The following is a 17193-nucleotide window of genomic DNA, read 5'->3' on the forward strand; positions in this document are numbered from 1 at the left end:
CCTGAGTGGTCCAGCAGTGTTCACGATGCTGCTGCACCCCGCCACCGACGACCACGACGTCGACCCACCGACCGCTCACCGTTCCCGCGATGGCCGTCCGATCGCCACCTCGACGTCGTGCTGAACGCGCGGGTTCATGGGTGGCAGGCGGACCTCGAGCCGGGCGAGGAGCTCGTCGCGCGCTGCGCAGAGCTGCGTCGCGCGCTCGAGCGCACCCTCGGCCAGCGCGACGCCGGCGAGGCCCTCGAGGCACCACGACAGGTACATCGGGTTGCCGATCTCGTCGAACAGGTCGCGGCTCTGCGTGAACAGCTCCCGCGCGCGGTCGATCCGCCCGTCGGCCAGCTCGACGTGTCCCAGCTGGGTCGTGGACATCGCGGTAGCCCACGCGTCGCGGTACCGGCGCGCGGAGGCGAGCGCGATCTCGCTCAGCCGGCGCGCCTCCGCGGTCCGCCCGGACAGCATCTCCACGTGCCCCAGGTGGGCGAGCAACTGGTCGGCGGTGTGGTCGTCGCCTCGGCCGCGGGTCAGCCGCTCGCACTCCGACAGCGCCGAACCGGCGAGCTCGAGGTCGCCGGCGAGCGTGGCGTTGGTGCCGACGAGCCGCAACCCCTCGACGACGAGTCCGGCGTCGTGCGTCTCCCGGCCGAGCTCGATGCACTCGGTCGCCAGCAGGTGGGCGCGCTCCGCGGAGCCCGTGTGCATGGCGTGCCAGGCGAGCAGCTGCAGCGCCGCGCCGGTCTCGCGGCTCCGGCGCACCGCGCGGCTCTCGGCCAGCCCGCGTTCGGCGAGCTCGGCGGCCTGCGTGGTGCGGCCCATCAGGAGCAGGTCGTAGGCGAGTGCGACGAGCGCGGCGGCGCGTGCGGCTCGATCGCCGGCTCGCTCGGCGAGGGCGAGTGCGGCCTCGTGGTCGGCGACGGCGTCGGCGTAGCGGTCCTCCGACCGGGCGAGCACACCGCGGAGGGTCAGCGCGTTCACCCGGTCGCCGTCGGTGCCGGCGCGCTCGGCGAGGTCGACCAGGTCGGCGCACCAGCGGGTGGCCTCGGTGACCGCGAAGATCTCCATCGCCATCCGGGCCGCCGCTGCCAGTGCGGCGATCCGCGGTCCCGGCGGTCCCCCGCCGGGGAGGGCGAGCACGGCCTCGGCCGCGCGGACGCCTTCGTGCGCGAGCCCGTGCTCGACCCAGAACTCGGCCAGGCAGCCGAAGATCCGCACGGCGTCCGTCGTCTCGCGACGGGTCACCGCGTGCTGCAGGGCGGCCCGCAGGTTGTCCTGCTCGCGCTCGGCGTCGGCAGGCCCGAGCCCGGCGCAGAACGTCACGAACGCCGTGACCTCCGCCTCGCCCCCGCCGGACTCGCCCAGCTGTTCCAGGCCGTACTCGCGGATGGTCTCCAGCATGTCGACGCGCCCCTCGGCTCCGGTGGTGACCACGCTCGCCTCGACGAGCTCGCCGAGCGTGTCGAGCTCCGCGACCGCGGCCAGGGGGCATCCGCCGACGAACACCGACAGCGCGCGGAACAGCTCGCGGCCGCGGGGCGACAGGAGCTGGTAGCTCCAGTCGATCGCGTCGCGCATGGTGCGCTGTCGGGCCGGCAGGTCCCGCGGCCCGCCGACGAGCACCGGAAGGCGCTGGTCGAGCCGCGCGAGCAGCACGGCAGGCGGTAGCGTCCGCAGCCGGGCAGCAGCGAGCTCGATCGCCAGCGGCAGACCCTCCAGGCGGCGGCAGATCCGCGCGACCGTCTCGTCCGGTTCCAGCGACAGCCCCGCGGCGGTCGCGCGTTCGACGAAGAGCTGTGCTCCCGGCGCATCCGGCCGGTCCGTCTCGAGCGGCGCGATCCGGTACTCGCGCTCGGCGCGCACCCGCAACGGGACCCGGCTGGTCACGAGCGCGTCCAGGCCGGGACAGGCGGACAGCAGGGCCAGCACGTCGGATCCCGCGTGGACGACGTGCTCGAAGTTGTCGAGCAGCAGCAACGCGCGCCGATCCCGGAACGCTGCGACGAGCCGGTCCAGTACCGGCACCGAGCTGCGGTCGTCGAGCCCGGCCGCCCTGGCGACCGCCGCCGTGACCTGCCCGGCGGCACCCAGCGGCGCGAGGTCGACGACCACCGTGCCGTCGGGGTAGCCCTCGCGGAGCCGCTCCAGCACGTCCAGGGCGAGGCGGGTCTTCCCGACGCCGCCCGGCCCGGTGAGCGTGAGCAGCCGCGTCTCGCCCCGCACCAGCAGCTCGACGAGCGCGGCGGACACGCCGACCCGGCCGATGAGCGGGGGGAGCAGCTGCCCCGACGGCACTCCGGACGGCCCGGCCGGTCGGGCGGCGCCCAGGAGCGCGCTCCGGTCGGCCTCGTCGAGATCCAGGGCGTCCGCCAGCAGCCGCACGGTGTCGAGCCGGGGCAGCCGGTTCGGGTCGCGTTCGAGATCGCTGACCGCGCGCGCACTCACCCCCGCCTGCTCGGCCAGCGCCTCCTGCGTCAGGCCGGCCGCGAGCCGCAGCCGTCGCAGCTGGCCGGAGAAGGTGCTCATCGTTCTCCCTCGCTGCGCATCGTGGACCTGTCGCAGATCCTGTCAAGTGTCAGGCGGACGGTGGGTCGCCGTCGTGTTCGCGTCACGTGCGAACCCGCAGCCTGGGTCCATGACCCCAGACGAGATCCGGGCACGGGCCCGGCGCATCACCGAGGAGCTGTTCAACCAGGGCGATCTCGCCGTCGTCGACGAGCTCATCGATCCCGGCTACACCCAGTACCTGGCGGTGGAGGGCCGCACCACCGGCGCCGACGAGCTGACGGCGTTCGTCACGGCCATGCGGCACGCGTTCCCGGACCTGCGCGCGCACACGGAGCAGCAGATCGTCGAGGGCGACACGCTGGTCCAGCGGCTCACGCTCAGCGGCACGCACGACGGTGCCGAGTTCGGGGGGCTACCGGCGGCCACCGGCGCCCAGCTGCAGGTCGACCTGGTCGACATCTACCGGATCGGCCCGTCCGGCCGGTTCGTGCAGCGCTGGACCCTGTGGGACGAGCACGCCGTGCGGACCCAGCTGGGCATCGCCTGACCTGCGGAGGCAGCCCGGTCAGGGCACGACCGGGGCTGCCCCCTACGCGACGGGGAGGGTTCGTCGCGTTGCCGCGATCCAACCGGACCCGACGCCGCGGCACGACCCCCGAAAGTCGCCCCGCGACCGGTCGAGTCGACTCAGGTCAGCTCAGGTCGGACCAGTCGCCACGCAGCTCGGCGCGCACCGCGGCCAGGTGCCGGCGGCTGACGGGCAGCTCGACCTCGGCCGGGTCGCCGCCGGTGTCGACGTGCACGACGTGTCCGGGCGTCGTCTTGCGCAGCGCGGTGATCCGGCCGCGCGCGACGAGGAACGAGCGGTGGATGCGCAGGAAGCCGGCGTCGCGCCAGCGGGCCTCCAGCTCCCCGAGCGGCATGCGGACCAGGTGGTTCTCGCCGTCGGTGTGCAGCCGCACGTAGTCGCCCTGCGCCTCGACCCAGCGGACCGCCGAGCGCGGCACCATCGTGGTGGTACCGCCGAGCTCCACCGGCACGACCTCCTCGACGGCGGGCGCCGTGGAACCGGCGCGGACGGCGGCGATCCGGTCGAGGGTGGTGGTGAGCCGGGCGGAGTGCAGCGGCTTGAGCAGGTAGTCGACCGCGCCGAGGTCGAACGCGGCGACCGCCTTGTCCTCGTGCGCCGTCACGAACACCACCAGCGGCGGCGACGGCAGCGCGTTGCACGCCCTGGCCAGCTCCAGCCCGTCGACCCCTGGCATGCGGATGTCGAGGAAGACCACGTCCACGCCGGGGGCGGAGCTGTCGGTCCGCCGCGGGTCGGCGGCGAGGATCCGCATGGCCTCGACGGCGTTGCCCGCGGTCAGGATCGTGCCGACGTGCTCGTCGGCGCCGAGCAGGTACACGAGGTCGTCCAGGGCGGGACGTTCGTCGTCGACGGCGAGGACGGTCATGCCCTCGCCCGCGATGCCCGCACCGGCCGCCGGGCCGCGTCTGTCCAGAGTCGCTGCGATCACGGTTGCCCCCACCTCTGGGCCGGACGCCGGTCCGGCAGTTCTGCACCTACCTTCCTCCCAACGAGTGATGTCTATAACGGAAACGCATCACTGTTGGTAACGGCCTGAGCAGCAGCTTCGTGGTGCAGCGCCCGAACGGGTGGCGCGCTCACGACAGGTGATGGCGCTCTTGCAGGGCGTGGACGGGCGTGTCGATGCCCTCCTGGCGGGCCTTCAGCTGCAGCGCGAGGTAGAGCGAGTAGTAGCGGGACTGGTGCAGGTTGCCGCCGTGGAACCACAGCCCCTCCTGCTGGGTCGGCTTCCACATGTTGCGCTCCTCGCCCTCCCACGGGCCGGGATCCTTGGTGGTGTCGGAGCCCAGGCCCCACACCTTGCCCACCTTGTCGGCGATCTCCTGGCCGACGATGTCGGCGGCCAGTCCGTTCATCGAGCCGTACCCGGTGGCATAGACGACGACGTCGGCCGGCAGCTCCGTGCCGTCGTCGAGCCGCACGGCGTGCTCGGTGAGCTCCACGACCTGGCCCTGCACGACGGGGATGTCGCCGTTGGCCACCAGGTCACCGGCGCCGACGTCGATGTAGTAGCCGGACCCGCGGCGCAGGTACTTCATGAACAGGCCGGAGCCGTCGTCGCCCCAGTCGTGCCGGAAGCCCGACTTCTCCAGCCGTTCGTAGAAGTCCTTGTCCCGCTCCGCCATCGCCTCGTACTGCGGGATCTGGAACGTGTGCAGGATCCGGTAGGGCAGCGACGCGAAGATCGTGTCGGCCTTGAACGTGGTGACGCCGGCGGCGACGGCCCGCTCGGAGTAGAGGTCGCCGAGCCCGATGTCCATCAGCGTGTCGGACTTCACGATGTGGGTGGAGCTGCGCTGCACCATCGTGACGTCGGCACCGACCTCCCACAGCGCCGCGCAGATGTCGAACGCCGAGTTGTTGGAGCCGACGACGACGACCTTCTTGTCCTTGTACGCGTCCGGCCCGGGGTGCTGGGAGCTGTGGTGCTGCTCGCCGGCGAAGACGTCCTGACCGGGGAACACGGGTACGTTCGGCTTGCCCGACACCCCGAGCGCGAACACCAGCTGCTTCGGCTTCAGCACCACCTCCGTGCCGTCCCGGTCGACGGTGACCGTCCACTCCTTCGCGGCGTCGTCCCAGGTGGCGGTGCGCGCGGTGGTGGAGCCCCAGTAGTTGACCTCCATGACCCGCGTGTACATCTCGAGCCAGTCGCCGATCTTGTCCTTCGGCGCGAACACCGGCCAGTTCGCGGGGAACGGCAGGTAGGGCAGGTGGTCGTACCAGACCGGGTCGTGCAGGCAGAGCGACTTGTAGCGGCTGCGCCAGTTGTCGCCCGGGCGGGGGTGCTTGTCCACCACCACGTGGTCGACGCCGAGCTGGCGCAGCCGGGCGCCGAGCGCGATGCCGCCCTGCCCGCCGCCGATCACCACGACGTACGGCTGCCGGTCGGTGCCCAGCCCCTCGACCTCCGCCGTGCGCCGCTCCTTCCACGTCACCCGGCCCTTGAACGCCCCGTGCTCCACACCTCGTGGCCGGGTCGGGCCCCGGCGCTCCTCGTGCCCCTTCAGCTCGTCGAGGGTGGTGAGGAACGTGAACGCGCCCTCGTCGGTCAGCCGGACGAGGCCGGACCCCCGCCCGACCGCCGTCTCGAACGTGACGTATGCCGTGACGACGCCGTCCGCCTCGTCCGGCTCCTCGCCGTCGGCGACGCGGAAGTGCGAAGCGCCGGTGCGGGCCGCCGTCGCCGCCACCAGGTCGGCCACCCCGTCCCGGTTCTCGACGGTCGTGATGTTCCAGGTGAACGCCACGAGGTCGCGCCAGAAGCTCGTGGGGGCGAAGAGGGCGGCCGCGCGGTCGGCGTCGCCCGCGGTGAGGGCGGACTCGAGGTCGGCCAGCCACTGCTCCGCGCGTCGCCGCGCCGGTGAGGGGGCAGCGGCCGGCACCGGTTCGAGGATCTGCGTCATGGGATCGGCCTCTCCGGTCAGCGGCACCGCGACGTTGCGGCGCCTGCATCCGAACCAACCCGATCCACGGCGGCGAGGGAAGGGGTCCGGCGCCGTCGCCGCGCACGGACCTGCCTCGACGGTCAGGTCGGTCCCGCCGGCTACCGTCCGGCCAGCTCGGCGACGACGGACGCGAGGGCACGCGCGCCCTCGGTGCCGACCACGAAGTAGGTGAACCCGAGCTCGGCTCGTCGCCGGTGGATCTCCTCGGCTGCGGCAGCGGGGTCGTCGGGCAGGAACGCCAAGGAGTCCGCCGCCCGGACCTCGGCCGGGTCGGTGCCGGGCCCGGCCATGAACGGGGCGACCGAGTCGCCGACCACGGGCACGTGCAGCGCCAGCTCCAGGTCGCGCCGGTTGTCGAAGCCCTGCACCCGTTGCGTCGTCGTGGCGCGCGTCTCGGTCTGCGGCATCACGAAGGTCACCGTGTCGGCGAGCTCGGCGGCGAGTGCCTCGGACTGCGCGCTGCCCGCGGCGATGACGACCGGGGTGTGCCCGTCCAGGCCGTCGAGGTCGCGCAGGGCCGCGACGACGTCCCGCACCTGGTCCGGGCGCTCGCTCAGCGGAGTGGTCGGCAGCCCCAGCTCACGGAGCTGGGCGTTGAGCCCCGGCCGGCCGGTGCCGATGCCCATCTCGAACCGCCCCTCGGTGAGCACGGACAGCGAGTGCGCCTCCCACGCGGTGATCCACGCAGGGCGAACCGGCGACGCGTACACCCAGGTCCCCACGCGCAGGTCGGTGACCGTCGCCGCCACGGCGAGCGCCGGGCCCGGTGCCGGCTGCCACTGCGGCACGTCGGGCATCAGGATCGTCGAGTAGCCGCTGTCGGCAAGACCGCGCAGCTGATCACGCCACGACGGCAGGTCGGTGCTGATCGGCGCGACGACTCCGAACCGCAGCGGCCTGACCTCGCGCGTCGCATCGGTCGTCATGGGGCATTCCCTCCCGGTGGCCCGGCCGTATGCCGGGCGTCGTCTCCTCCACGAACGGGCGGCAGCGCGTTCGACACCGCACGACGATCGGTCGTGCGGTGATCAGCCTCGTGGTCGGATGCGGCCCTCGACAGTGCTGGCGTCACGACCTCGCGCACCGTTCGGCATGTCGCACGCATGCGGAACACACATGCGGCAGCGCGTCGGGCGCGTTCGCGTGCCAGGATCCGCAACTCGCCGGCGCGGAAACCGCGACTCGCGGACCTGGAGACCGCGACTCGCGGGCCGGTGTGGGGGCGCGGGCGGCGGCACGCCGGCCTGGCAAGGTGGGCGGGTGCGGACGCTGGTGGTCGTGGGTGCGGTCAACGTCGATCTGGTGGTGCGGGCGCCGCGGTTGCCCGGCCCCGGGGAGACCGTCGTCGGGCCGGAGATGCGCCGCTTCGGCGGCGGGAAGGGCGCCAATGCGGCGGTCGCGGCGGCGCGGGCCGCCGTCGACGGGGTGGCCGTGCGCTACGCGGGTGCCGTCGGCGACGACGAGCTGGGCACGAGTGCGCTGGCAGAGCTGCGCGCCGCCGGCGTCGACGTGTCGGCGGTGGCCGTGGTGGACGGGATCGCCACCGGGGTGGCGCTCATCGTCGTCGACGAGCGCGGCGAGAACCAGATCGCGGTGGGCGCGGGCGCCAACGGGCGGGTGGATCCGGGGACCGTGCGCGCGGCCGTCGAGGGCGCGGCGGCCGTGCTGGTGAGCACGGAGATCCCTGCGGACGCCGTCGTCGCGGCGGTGGAGACCGCTGCTGCGGCGGGCGTCGTCTGCGTGCTCAACCCGGCCCCGGTGCTGCCCGAGCTCGCCGGGTTGCTCGACCACGGGCCGGTGCTCACGCCCAACGCCGGGGAGCTGACCGACCTCGCCGCCGCGGCCGGCCTGTCCGGCGACACGCCGGCAGCGACGGCTGCCGCGCTGGCCGGGCGCACCGGCGCGCCCGTCGTCGTCACGTTGGGCGGGGGCGGGGTATTGGTGGCGGAGCCGGGTCACGAGCCCGTCCACCTGCCGGCCGAGCCGGTCACCGTCGTCGACACGACCGGCGCCGGGGACGCGTTCAACGGCACCCTGGCCGCCCGCCTCACCGCGGGCGACGACGTCGTCGCGGCCGCCCGTGCCGCGAACGCGGCCGCGGCGCGCGCCGTGACCACCAGCGGTGCTCGCGGCTGACGCTCCAATGTGACAGCCGTCACACCCGACCAACCGGGGGTGGCCGCCGTCGGTCGCCCGCCGGGACACCGGACGGGGAGGGACCGCATGACCACGCCGCAGGAGACCGGTTCGACGGCAGAGGACCTCGACACGACCCACGCACGGCTCGTGGCCGCCGCCGATCGCGGTGACGAGAACGCGCGCGTGGAGCTGGGCTGGCTGTGCGAGCTGCTCGGCCGCCGGGACACCGCAGAAGCCCACTACCGGCGGATCGACCGGAACCCGGTCGCGCTGCGGAACCTGTGGCTGTTGCAGGCCCGCACGGGTCACCCGACGCTCGCCGAGATGTACCGCGGGCTGGCCGCGAAGGCCGGCGACGAGTACGCGGGCCGCCGCGAGCACCGGTCGCTGCCCGAGCAGCACGCGAAGCAGATCTTCCGGCACCGGTCGCAGAGCTGGTACGAGCACGTCGAGCGGCGCTACCGGCCGCTCGCCGAGGCCGGTGACCCGAGGGCGATGCGGATCCTCGGCGAGGCCGCCGAGGGCCGCGGCGACACCTTCGGCGCCGCCGACTGGCTCGGCCGGGCTGCCGCCGCAGGCGAACCGGTCGCGCTGGCCAGGGCAGCGAAGGAGCGCCGGTCGACCGCCGTCGGCCGTGGTGTGCTGCTGGTGCTGGGTGCGCTCGTGGCGGCCGGCGTCGGGATGTGGCTCGTCCAGCCCGACCCGGCGCCAACCGTGAGCGCACCGGTCTGCGACGGGCAGACCATGGGTCCCGGGGACGAATGCATCGTCCTTCGCGGCGGTGGTGAGAGCTTCACCTACGAGCAGCGGATGGCGGAGCAGACAGCCGCCCGCAGCGCGTGGAAGGGCGACCAGCCCGGCGACGAGGTCGCGGGCTGGCTGCTGATCGCCGGCGGTGTCGTGGCAGCGGCCGGTGGGGCCGGCATGGTGGCGCGGGGAGGTCGGTCGTGACCGCGCCCGGGCCGACGCGCACGGTGGCCGAGGCCCCGCAGCCCGTGCGCGCGGCCGCCCTCGCCCACGGGCTCGGCGACCGGTACTTCGAGTACGGCGCCGCCGCGACGAAGGTGCTGGGCACCTGCCTGACCGCGCTGATCGGCGTCGCCGTCGCGATCTTCCTGTGGTCCGGCGTGGCGTCGACGAAGGACCCCGGCTTCCTGGTGGTGCTGGCCGTGCTCTTCACCATCGGCGGGGCCATGGCGGTGTACTCGGCCGGACAGGCGTTGGCGAAGACCGGCTCGACGATCCACCTCTTCGACGGAGGACTCGTGCACGCGACCGGCGGTGGCGCCGTCGCGTACCCGTGGACCGACACCGAGGTGCGGCGCGAGATCACCAACCACGTCCGCGGCAAGACGGTGACCAGCACCGACCACGTCTACCGGTTCACCAGACCGGGAACGCCGGAGCTGCGGCTGGAGTCGACCGCGTTCCAGCTGGCCGATCTCGGCCCGGAGATCGAGCGCCGGCTCACGACGGCAAGGGCGCCGCGCGACCTGGAGGCCGTGGCGTCCGGGCACACGGTGCGCTACGGCCCGCTCTCCGTCGACATCGCGACGCTCGGCACGCCGAAGGGCCTCGTGAAGTGGACGCAGGTGCGCGCGGTCGACGCCCACCAGGGGCAGGTCCGCATCTGGCTGTTCGAGGCGCGCAGGCCGCAGCAGGTGCCCGTCTCCGAGGTGCCGAACGTGTTCGTGTTCCTCGCCATGGCCGACGCGCTGCGGATCGACGCCCAGCGCGCGTAACCCGGGTGCCCCCGACGCGGCTGCTTCCTACGATCGGGACGTGCGGTTGCTTGGGGGGCTCGGTGTCGGCGATCTCGAGCCCGATCTGCGCGGGCCCGCCCGTTACCTGATCTGGCTGCTGCGCTGCCAGCCGTGGCGGCTGCTGCGGGCGATGGTGCTGAGCTCGCTGTGGATGACCGGGTTGGCCGTGCCGCCGTACCTGGTCGCCCGCGCCGTCGACGACGGGCTGCGCGCCGGCGACACCGCCGCGCTCCTCGGCTGGACGGCCGCGGTGGTCGTCATGGGCGTGGTCAGCGCGCTCCTCGGCGCGTACCGGCACCGCACGATGACGCTCATCCGCAACGACGCGGCGATGCGCACGCACCGGGTGCTCGTCCGGCACGCCGTCCGCACGGGCGCGGCGCTGCCGCGGACCGTGAACTCCGGCGAGGTCGCGAGCGTGGGCGGCACCGACGCGCGCACGATCGCCGAGTCGCTGACGTTCGCCGGGCCGGGGTTCGGCGCGATCGTCGCGTACGTGGTCGTCGGGGTGGTGCTGGCCGGGATCTCGCCGCTGATCGCCACCGTCGTGCTGGTGGGGGTGCCGGCGATCCTGGTCGGGCTCGGTCCGCTCCTGCGCAGGCTGCAGGGAGTGCAGGGCTCCTACCGGCGCCGGCAGGGCGAGCTGACGGCCAGGGCCGGCGACATCGTGGCCGGCCTGCGCGTGCTCGCCGGGCTGGGCGGTCAGCGCGGCTTCCACGACCGGTACGTCGAACGCTCCGCCGACCTGCAGGACGCCGGCTACCGCGTCGCCGGCACGAGCAGCTGGGTGCAGGCCGTCGGCCTGGGCGCGCCCGCGCTCTTCCTGGGCGGCGTCGTGTGGCTGTCGGCGCACCTCGCGGTGCGCGGCGAGATCAGGGTGGGCGAGCTCGTCGCCGTGTACGGCTACGTCGCCCAGCTGATCGCCCCGGTCGCGTTCCTCGTCGACGGGGCGGCGGGGCTGGCGCGCGGGCTCGTCTCGGCCCGGCGGATCGTGGCTGTGCTGTCGGTCCGCCCGGACCACGTCGACGACCGGCCGTGCGCCGCCTCCCCAGCGGTCGGCGGCGAGCTGCACGACCCGGTGTCGGGCGTGCGGGTGCCGGCCGGGTTGCTGACCGCGCTCGTCGCCGACGACCCGGCCGACGCGGTGGCGGTGATCGACCGGCTCGGCCGGTTCAGCACCACCGACGCGGGCGCGACCTGGGGCGGCGTGCCCGTCTCCGCCGTGCCGCTCGCCGAGCTGCGGTCCCGCGTGCTCGTCGCCGACAACCTGGCCCACCTGTTCCCCGGGGCCCTGCGCGCCACGTTCGGCGACGCCGAGCCGGCGGCGGTCGCCTCCGCCCTGCGCACCGCCGTGGCCGAGGACGTCGTCGACGGGCTGCCCGGCGGCCTCGACGGCCGGCTCGACGCGCAGGGCCGCAACCTGTCCGGCGGACAGCGGCAGCGGCTGCGCCTGGCCCGGGCGCTGGCCGCGGAGCCCGACGTGCTGCTGCTGGTGGAACCGACCTCGGCCGTCGACGCGATCACCGAGGCCGCGATCTACGAGCGGTTGCGGGCGAGCCGCGCCGGACGCACCACGGTCGTCGCGGCGAGCACCCCGCTGCTCCTGGACCAGGCGGAGCACGTCGTCCACCTGGTGCGCGGCCGCGTGCATACCGCCGGTACGCGCGCGGAGCTGCTGCGCGACCGGCGCTACGCGGAGCTGGTCCGGCGCGCCGACCCGCCGGAGGAGTCCGACCTGCCCGCCGCGCCGGTGGAGGTGGCCCGGTGACCAGCGACGCGGCGACGGCGCTGCCCGTCGCCGACCGGGCGGCGGTGCGGCGCGAGCTCCGGGCGCTGCTCGCCGGTGATCGGCGGGCGGTGGTCGGGGTGCTCGCGCTGACCGCGGCGGCCGCCGCCGCAGCGGCCGTGGCACCGTGGCTGGTCGGGAAACTCGTCGACGGCATCGCCGGCACGGGCCCGCCCGTCGACGTCGACGTGGTGGCGGCGCTGGTGCTGGTCGCCACCGTCGCCCAGATCGGGATCGTGCGGGCGGCCCGGCGCGCCGCGGCGCGGCTGGGGGAGCGGGTGGCGCGGCGGCTGCGTGACACGTTCGTGGGACGCGTGCTGGACCTGCCGCTCGCGGTGGTGGAGCGCGCCGGTACCGGTGACCTCACGACCCGCAGCTCCACCGACGTCGCCGTCGTCACCACCATGCTGCGCGACGCGATGCCCGACGCCGTCGTCGCGGTGGGGCAGGTGGCGGTGCTGCTCGGCGCACTGTTCGTGATCAACCCGCTGGTCGGTGCGTGCGCGATGGTCGGGGTACCGCTGCTCGTGGCCGCGACCCGCCGGTACCTGCGCCACGCCGCCGCGGCGTACCTGGCCGAGGGGGCGGCGGCGTCGGACGTGGCCGAGGAGCTGGCGGTCACCGCGGAGGGCGGGCGCACCGTCGAAGCGCTGCGACTCGGCCCGCAGCGCATCGCTGCCGCCGAGTCCGCGATCGACGGGCTGTGGCAGGCGCGGATGCGCACGCTCGTGCTGCGGCTGCGCCTCTTCCCGGTCTGCGAGTTCGCCTACAGCCTCCCCTCGGCCGCGGTCCTGCTGGTCGGCGGGCTCGGTCCAGGCGTGGTGAGCCTCGGCGCGGTCGTCACCGGCAGCCTCTACGCCTGGCAGCTGATCGAGCCGATGGACCGCGTCCTGCAGCGGTTGGAGCCCCTCCAGAGTGCGCTGGCGTCGCTCGCCCGCGTCATCGGGGTCGGCGAGGTGCCGAGGGCGGTGCAGGTGCCGGTGGTGCCGGCGTCGGGGCCGGAGGGGGAGCTGCGGGTCACCGCGGTGCGGCACGCCTACGTCCCCGGCCGGGACGTACTGCACGACGTCGGGCTGACCGTGGCGCCGGGGGAGCGGCTCGCGCTCGTCGGGCCGTCGGGGGCGGGGAAGTCGACGCTGGGCCGGCTGGTCGCGGGCATCGACCGTCCGCGGGCCGGCACGGTCACCGTCGGCGGCCGCCCCGTCGCGGATCTGGGACCGCAGGAACGCCGCGTCGTCATGGTCACCCAGGAGCACCACGTCTTCCTCGGCACGCTGCGCGACAACCTCGCGCTGGCCGCGCCGCACGCCACTGACTCCGAGCTCGTCGCCACCCTCGACGCCGTCGGCGCCCGGTGGGCGGCGGCGCTGCCGGACGGGCTCGAGACCGCGCTCGGCGCCGCCGGGACCGAGCTGGACGCCGGGCAGGAGCAGCAGATCGCGCTGGCCAGGGTGGTGCTCGCCGATCCCGACGTCGTCGTGCTCGACGAGGCGACGTCGTTGCTGGACCCCGCCACGGCACGCGCGGCGGAGCACTCCATGTTCGCGGTGCTCCACGGCCGCACCGTGATCGCGATCGCGCACCGCCTGCACACGGCGCACGACGCGGACCGCGTCGCCGTCATGGAGGACGGGCGCATCGTCGAGTGCGGTCCGCACGACGAGCTGATCGCCGCCGACGGGCCGTACGCGCGGCTCTGGCGGCACTGGCACGGGTGAGCGTCAGGCGCTCAGGGCCGACTCCACGTCGGGGTGCAGGGGCAGGATCTGCTGCAGGTTCATCGTGGTCCACGGGCGGATCACCGCGTCGTTCTCGGGCGGGGCCACCAGCCGGACGGCCGGCCCGAGCGCGCCCGGGGTACGGGTGGTGGTGCGCCCGGCGAGGTCGGCCAGGATCCCCAGCCCGGACGAGCCGAGGAACGTGACCCCGGACAGGTCGATGACCACCGTGGTGGCGTCGGGGCGCTCCTGCCAGACCCGCTCCAGCGCGTCCATCAGCTGGCGCGCGGTGAGCAGGTCGACCTCGCCCTCGACGGTGACGACGGTCGTGTCGTCGCTCGTCCGGCCCACGGTCACGGCGATGGTCGGTCGGTCACCGGAACTCATTCTGACCACGTTAGTGGGAACGGACCTCCCTCGCCCGGTCCACCGCACCCTCCCGTCGAGAACGACGTTACGGTGATTTTGAATCGATACAGTTCGCCACAACGTCGTTCTCGACGAGGGCGCGGGCCGGGGTCGAGGTCGGCTCAGCCCTTCACCGCACCGCCGAACGTGAACGCGCCGCCGAGCCGCCGCGACAGGAACAGGTACAGCAGCACCGCGGGCGCCGAGTAGATCATCGAGTAGGCGGCCAGCTGCCCGTAGACGACGCCGGCGTACTGGCTGAAGAACGAGTAGATGCTCACCGACGCCGGCAGCTGGTCGTTCGACACCAGCAGCATGAAGGGCACGAAGAAGTTCCCCCACAACCCGATGAACGTGTAGAGCGTCACCACCGAGAGGCCGGGCCACATCAGCGGCAGCACGACCCGGCGCAGCGCCTGCATCGACGAGGCACCGTCCGTCCAGGCCGCCTCCTCCAGCTCGATCGGCACCGAGTCCATGAAGTTCTTGGCCAGCCAGATCGCGATCGGCAGGGCCGTGGTGGCCATGAACAGGATGGTGCCGAGGTAGGTGTCGATCAGGTTGATCTGCACGAACAACCCGTTCACCGGCACCATGATCGCCGTGATCGGCAGGCCCGTCATGAACAGCACGGTGAGCATGAACGGGCGCTTGAACCGCGACCGGTACCGCGACAGCGGGTACGCGGCGAGCACCGCCGCGACCATCGTGACCAGCGTGGCCCCGCCGCAGAGGATCAGGCCGTTGAGCATCGGCCGGTAGGTGGTGTCCTCGTTGAGCACGGCCCGGAAGTTGTCCAGCGACCACTCCCCGGGCCACTGCACGGAAAGCCCAGCCTTCGCGTCGAACGAGGCGAACACCAGCCACAGCAGGGGGACGACGTAGCAGGCGCCGATGCCGACCAGCACCAGGTTGACCACGCCCTTGCCGACCAGCCCCCGGGACCGCCGCCGGTGGGCCACGACAGCCGGTGCGGTGGTCGGTGAGGTCGTGATCGGTGCGGCGATGTCCGCGCTCATGCCGGGTTCTCCTCGAGCTTCAGGCCCCGCAGGTAGACCAGCGAGAACAGGGCGCCGATGCAGAGCAGGATCAGCGCGAGCGCCGTGCCGTACCCCAGTTGCGAGTACTGGACGGCCTGCTCGTACGCGAACACCGGCATGGTCCGGCTGTGCCCGCTGGGCCCGCCCTTGGTCATGGCCCAGATCAGGCCGAACACCGAGAGCGTCTGCAGGGTGATCAGCATCAGGTTGGTCGCGATCGAGCGCCGGATCATCGGCAACGTGATCGAGATCAGCGTCCGCCAGTTGCCGGCGCCGTCGACCCGGGCCGCCTCGACGATGTCCTGCGGCACGTCGGAGAGCGCCGCCGAGTAGACGAGCATCGAGAACGCGGTGCCGCGCCAGATGTTCGCGATGGACACGGCCAGGATCGGGAACGTGAAGAGCCAGTTCTGGCCGGATCCGCCGAACCAGGCGAGCACGTTGTTGAGCGTGCCGCCGTCGCCGAGGAAGGTCAGCCAGAGGTAGCCGATGACGACCTCGGGCAGCACCCACGCGCCGATGACGATCGCGCTCACCACCGCGCGCACCGCGGCCGTCGCCGAGCGCATGAGCAGCGCCAGCAGGAGGCCCAGCACGTTCTGCCCGATGATCGCCGAGACGACGGTGAAGAACAGCGTGTACAGCACGGACGACCGGAAGTCCGCGCTGCCGAACGCCTTCACGTAGTTGTCGAACCCGACGAAGTTCGTCTCCGACGCGCCGGTCAGCTGCAGGTCGGTGAACGAGGCGATGACGCCGTAGAGGATCGGCCCGGCCAGGAACACGCCGAGCAGCAGCACCGCCGGACCCAGCGGCAGGCCGCGCACGAGCGCGCGCCTGCCGCGGGCCGGCCGATCGAGACCCTGCAGCGCGGTCCGGTCGGCGGTGACGGTCATGACCCGGCGGGCTGCACGTCGTTGCCGGCGATGGACTTCACCTGCTCGTCATAGCCCTGGGCGGCCTGCTCGACGGTCGCCGAGCCGGTGATGAGCTTCTCCGTGGCCAGCTGGATCTCCGCGGAGATGCGGGGGTAGACCGCGTAGGCGGGCCGGTACTTCGTGACGTCGACGAGCGAGGCGAAGAACCCGTTGGTCGGGTTCGCCGACAGGTACGTCTGGTCGTTGGCGACGTCGGTGCGGACGGGGATCTGCACGTTGTCGATCGCCCAGGTGAGCTGGCGCTGGCGGTCCGACAGCAGCTTGGTCAGCTCCCACGCGCCGTCCGGGTTGTCCGAGTTGTTCGGGATCGCCCAGGTCCACCCGCCGGACAGGCTGATCTTGCCGGGCGCCTGACCGGTCTGGGTCGGCATGTACGCGGTGCCCATCACCTTGTTCCAGTCCGGCCACGGGCTGGCGCCGGTGGGCAGCCAGTTGTTCGTGAGCCACGAGCCGTCGATCGCGATGGCGAGCTTGCTCTGCGGCAGCAGCTCCTGGCCGACCTTGTTGGTCCAGGTGGTCTCCAGCGCCTGCTGCGGGGACGGGCCCAGGCCCTCCTTGAAGACCGTGTCGACGAACCGGAGCGCGTCGGTGAAGCCCTTGCTCCCGGTGATCCACTTCTGCGACGCGTTGTCGTAGAGGGTGTCCTGCGTGCCGTAGAGCAGCATCTCGAAGCCCTGCATGGACGACGCCTCGCCGACGCCCTTGCCGGCGTAGACGTTCAGCGGGATGACGCCGGGCACCTTCGCCTTGACGGTGCGGGCCGCGGCGAGGATCTCGTCCCAGTTCTTCGGCTGCCAGTCCGCCGGCAGGCCGGCCTGGGCGAGGAGGTTCTTGTTGAACCAGATCCCGCGGGTGTCGGTGCCGTCCGGGATCCCGTACGTCTTGCCGTCGAGCGCCTTGCCGGCGCTCTGCGCGGTCTTGGTGAAGTTCGCCCAGTCCGACCAGCCGGCGATGCGGTCGTCGAGCGGGCGCAGGAAGCCGGCCTTGATGTCGGAGTTGATCTGGAACGTGTCCTCGTAGACCAGGTCGGGCGACGTGCGGGTCGAGCGCATGGCCAGCTGCAGCTTCGTCGGGTACTCCGCCTCGCCGGCGAGCACCGGCTGCAGGTCGACGGTCACCCCGGGGTGGCTCTTCTCGAACTCCGCCTTGACCTTGGTCAGGAAGTTCTTCTGCACCTCGGAGGCGCCGAACTGCCGGTAGCTGACCGTGATCTTCGACGTGTCGCCGGGGGCGGCGGCACCGCCACCGCCGGATCCGCCGCCGCACGCGGCGATCGTCGCCATCGCGACGACGGCCGTCGCGGCGGCCAGGATCCGCCGGGAGGCTGACGTCGTTGTCTGCCGTGCCATCTGTGTT

The 17193-nt window shown here is 73.3% G+C and carries 14 protein-coding genes; 6 read left to right on the plus strand and 8 right to left on the minus strand.

Features of this window, described 5'->3' with window-relative positions; translation table 11 throughout:
* Positions 1-75 precede the first annotated feature (75 nt).
* A complete protein-coding gene (locus ACQEVB_RS25745) occupies positions 76-2523 on the minus strand; it encodes an ATP-binding protein (RefSeq protein ID WP_432976079.1) in 2448 nt (815 codons plus the stop codon).
* Positions 2524-2632: 109 nt separating this feature from the next.
* Here ACQEVB_RS25745 and ACQEVB_RS25750 point away from each other — a divergent pair, with 109 nt between their 5' ends.
* Positions 2633-3052 (plus strand): ester cyclase, encoded by a 420-nt coding sequence (locus ACQEVB_RS25750; RefSeq protein WP_432976082.1) that lies wholly within the window; start codon positions 2633-2635, stop codon positions 3050-3052.
* A gap of 145 nt (positions 3053-3197) precedes the next feature.
* On the opposite strand, the gene ACQEVB_RS25755 is transcribed toward ACQEVB_RS25750, so the two are convergent.
* The 3 genes from ACQEVB_RS25755 to ACQEVB_RS25765 all read right to left on the minus strand — a co-directional run bounded on the left by ACQEVB_RS25755 (position 3198) and on the right by ACQEVB_RS25765 (position 6971).
* Positions 3198-4025 carry a LytR/AlgR family response regulator transcription factor gene (locus tag ACQEVB_RS25755; RefSeq protein ID WP_432976085.1) on the minus strand — a complete coding sequence of 276 codons (828 nt, stop codon included), beginning with the start codon at positions 4023-4025 and terminating at the stop codon, positions 3198-3200.
* A gap of 148 nt (positions 4026-4173) precedes the next feature.
* Positions 4174-6003 carry a flavin-containing monooxygenase gene (locus tag ACQEVB_RS25760; RefSeq protein WP_432976088.1) on the minus strand — a complete coding sequence of 610 codons (1830 nt, stop codon included), beginning with the start codon at positions 6001-6003 and terminating at the stop codon, positions 4174-4176.
* Between the two features lie 140 nt (positions 6004-6143).
* Positions 6144-6971, minus strand: a complete 828-nt coding sequence (locus ACQEVB_RS25765; RefSeq protein ID WP_432976091.1) for an LLM class flavin-dependent oxidoreductase — start codon at positions 6969-6971, stop codon at positions 6144-6146.
* Between the two features lie 334 nt (positions 6972-7305).
* Here ACQEVB_RS25765 and ACQEVB_RS25770 point away from each other — a divergent pair, with 334 nt between their 5' ends.
* The 5 genes from ACQEVB_RS25770 (at position 7306) to ACQEVB_RS25790 (ending at position 13451) form a co-directional block, all read left to right on the plus strand.
* A complete protein-coding gene (locus ACQEVB_RS25770; protein ID WP_432976094.1) occupies positions 7306-8181 on the plus strand; it encodes a PfkB family carbohydrate kinase in 876 nt (291 codons plus the stop codon).
* Between the two features lie 87 nt (positions 8182-8268).
* On the plus strand, positions 8269-9135 hold the full coding sequence (locus ACQEVB_RS25775) for a hypothetical protein (RefSeq protein WP_432976096.1): 867 nt from the start codon (positions 8269-8271) through the stop codon (positions 9133-9135).
* Entirely contained in the window at positions 9132-9926 is a 795-nt protein-coding gene (locus ACQEVB_RS25780; RefSeq protein WP_432976099.1) for a DUF6585 family protein, read from the plus strand. The genes ACQEVB_RS25775 and ACQEVB_RS25780 overlap by 4 nt, the downstream gene beginning before the upstream one ends.
* Positions 9927-9966: 40 nt before the next feature.
* Positions 9967-11715 carry an ABC transporter transmembrane domain-containing protein gene (locus ACQEVB_RS25785; protein WP_432976102.1) on the plus strand — a complete coding sequence of 583 codons (1749 nt, stop codon included), beginning with the start codon at positions 9967-9969 and terminating at the stop codon, positions 11713-11715.
* On the plus strand, positions 11712-13451 hold the full coding sequence (locus ACQEVB_RS25790) for an ABC transporter ATP-binding protein (protein WP_432976105.1): 1740 nt from the start codon (positions 11712-11714) through the stop codon (positions 13449-13451). Before ACQEVB_RS25785 ends, ACQEVB_RS25790 begins: the two co-directional genes overlap by 4 nt.
* Positions 13452-13454: 3 nt before the next feature.
* Here the strand turns inward: ACQEVB_RS25790 and ACQEVB_RS25795 are convergent, their stop codons facing one another.
* The 4 genes from ACQEVB_RS25795 to ACQEVB_RS25810 all read right to left on the minus strand — a co-directional run bounded on the left by ACQEVB_RS25795 (position 13455) and on the right by ACQEVB_RS25810 (position 17186).
* Positions 13455-13838, minus strand: a complete 384-nt coding sequence (locus tag ACQEVB_RS25795; protein WP_432976108.1) for an STAS domain-containing protein — start codon at positions 13836-13838, stop codon at positions 13455-13457.
* 143 nt (positions 13839-13981) lie between these two features.
* Complete coding sequence (locus tag ACQEVB_RS25800; protein ID WP_432976111.1) at positions 13982-14878, minus strand: carbohydrate ABC transporter permease; 897 nt, start codon at positions 14876-14878, stop codon at positions 13982-13984.
* Positions 14875-15795 (minus strand): carbohydrate ABC transporter permease, encoded by a 921-nt coding sequence (locus ACQEVB_RS25805; protein WP_432976114.1) that lies wholly within the window; start codon positions 15793-15795, stop codon positions 14875-14877. Before ACQEVB_RS25805 ends, ACQEVB_RS25800 begins: the two co-directional genes overlap by 4 nt.
* The gene (locus tag ACQEVB_RS25810; protein WP_432976117.1) at positions 15792-17186 is read right to left on the minus strand and encodes an extracellular solute-binding protein; all 1395 of its coding nucleotides are present in this window, start codon (positions 17184-17186) and stop codon (positions 15792-15794) included. The genes ACQEVB_RS25805 and ACQEVB_RS25810 overlap by 4 nt, the downstream gene beginning before the upstream one ends.
* Between the last annotated feature and the right edge of the window lie 7 nt (positions 17187-17193).

Origin of the sequence: Pseudonocardia sp. CA-107938 (assembly GCF_050936315.1) — a bacterium.
In the GTDB taxonomy this organism is placed as follows: domain Bacteria; phylum Actinomycetota; class Actinomycetes; order Mycobacteriales; family Pseudonocardiaceae; genus Pseudonocardia.

Excerpts from the sequence above, each read along its gene's own strand:
- ACQEVB_RS25810 (WP_432976117.1), bottom strand. The coding sequence starts at position 17,186 with ATGGCACGGCAGACAACGACGTCAGCCTCCCGGCGGATCCTGGCCGCC.
- ACQEVB_RS25760 (WP_432976088.1), bottom strand. The coding sequence starts at position 6,003 with ATGACGCAGATCCTCGAACCGGTGCCGGCCGCTGCCCCCTCACCGGCG.
- ACQEVB_RS25750 (WP_432976082.1), top strand. The coding sequence starts at position 2,633 with ATGACCCCAGACGAGATCCGGGCACGGGCCCGGCGCATCACCGAGGAG.
- ACQEVB_RS25745 (WP_432976079.1), bottom strand. The coding sequence starts at position 2,523 with ATGAGCACCTTCTCCGGCCAGCTGCGACGGCTGCGGCTCGCGGCCGGC.
- ACQEVB_RS25805 (WP_432976114.1), bottom strand. The coding sequence starts at position 15,795 with ATGACCGTCACCGCCGACCGGACCGCGCTGCAGGGTCTCGATCGGCCG.
- ACQEVB_RS25795 (WP_432976108.1), bottom strand. The coding sequence starts at position 13,838 with ATGAGTTCCGGTGACCGACCGACCATCGCCGTGACCGTGGGCCGGACG.
- ACQEVB_RS25775 (WP_432976096.1), top strand. The coding sequence starts at position 8,269 with ATGACCACGCCGCAGGAGACCGGTTCGACGGCAGAGGACCTCGACACG.
- ACQEVB_RS25765 (WP_432976091.1), bottom strand. The coding sequence starts at position 6,971 with ATGACGACCGATGCGACGCGCGAGGTCAGGCCGCTGCGGTTCGGAGTC.
- ACQEVB_RS25800 (WP_432976111.1), bottom strand. The coding sequence starts at position 14,878 with ATGAGCGCGGACATCGCCGCACCGATCACGACCTCACCGACCACCGCA.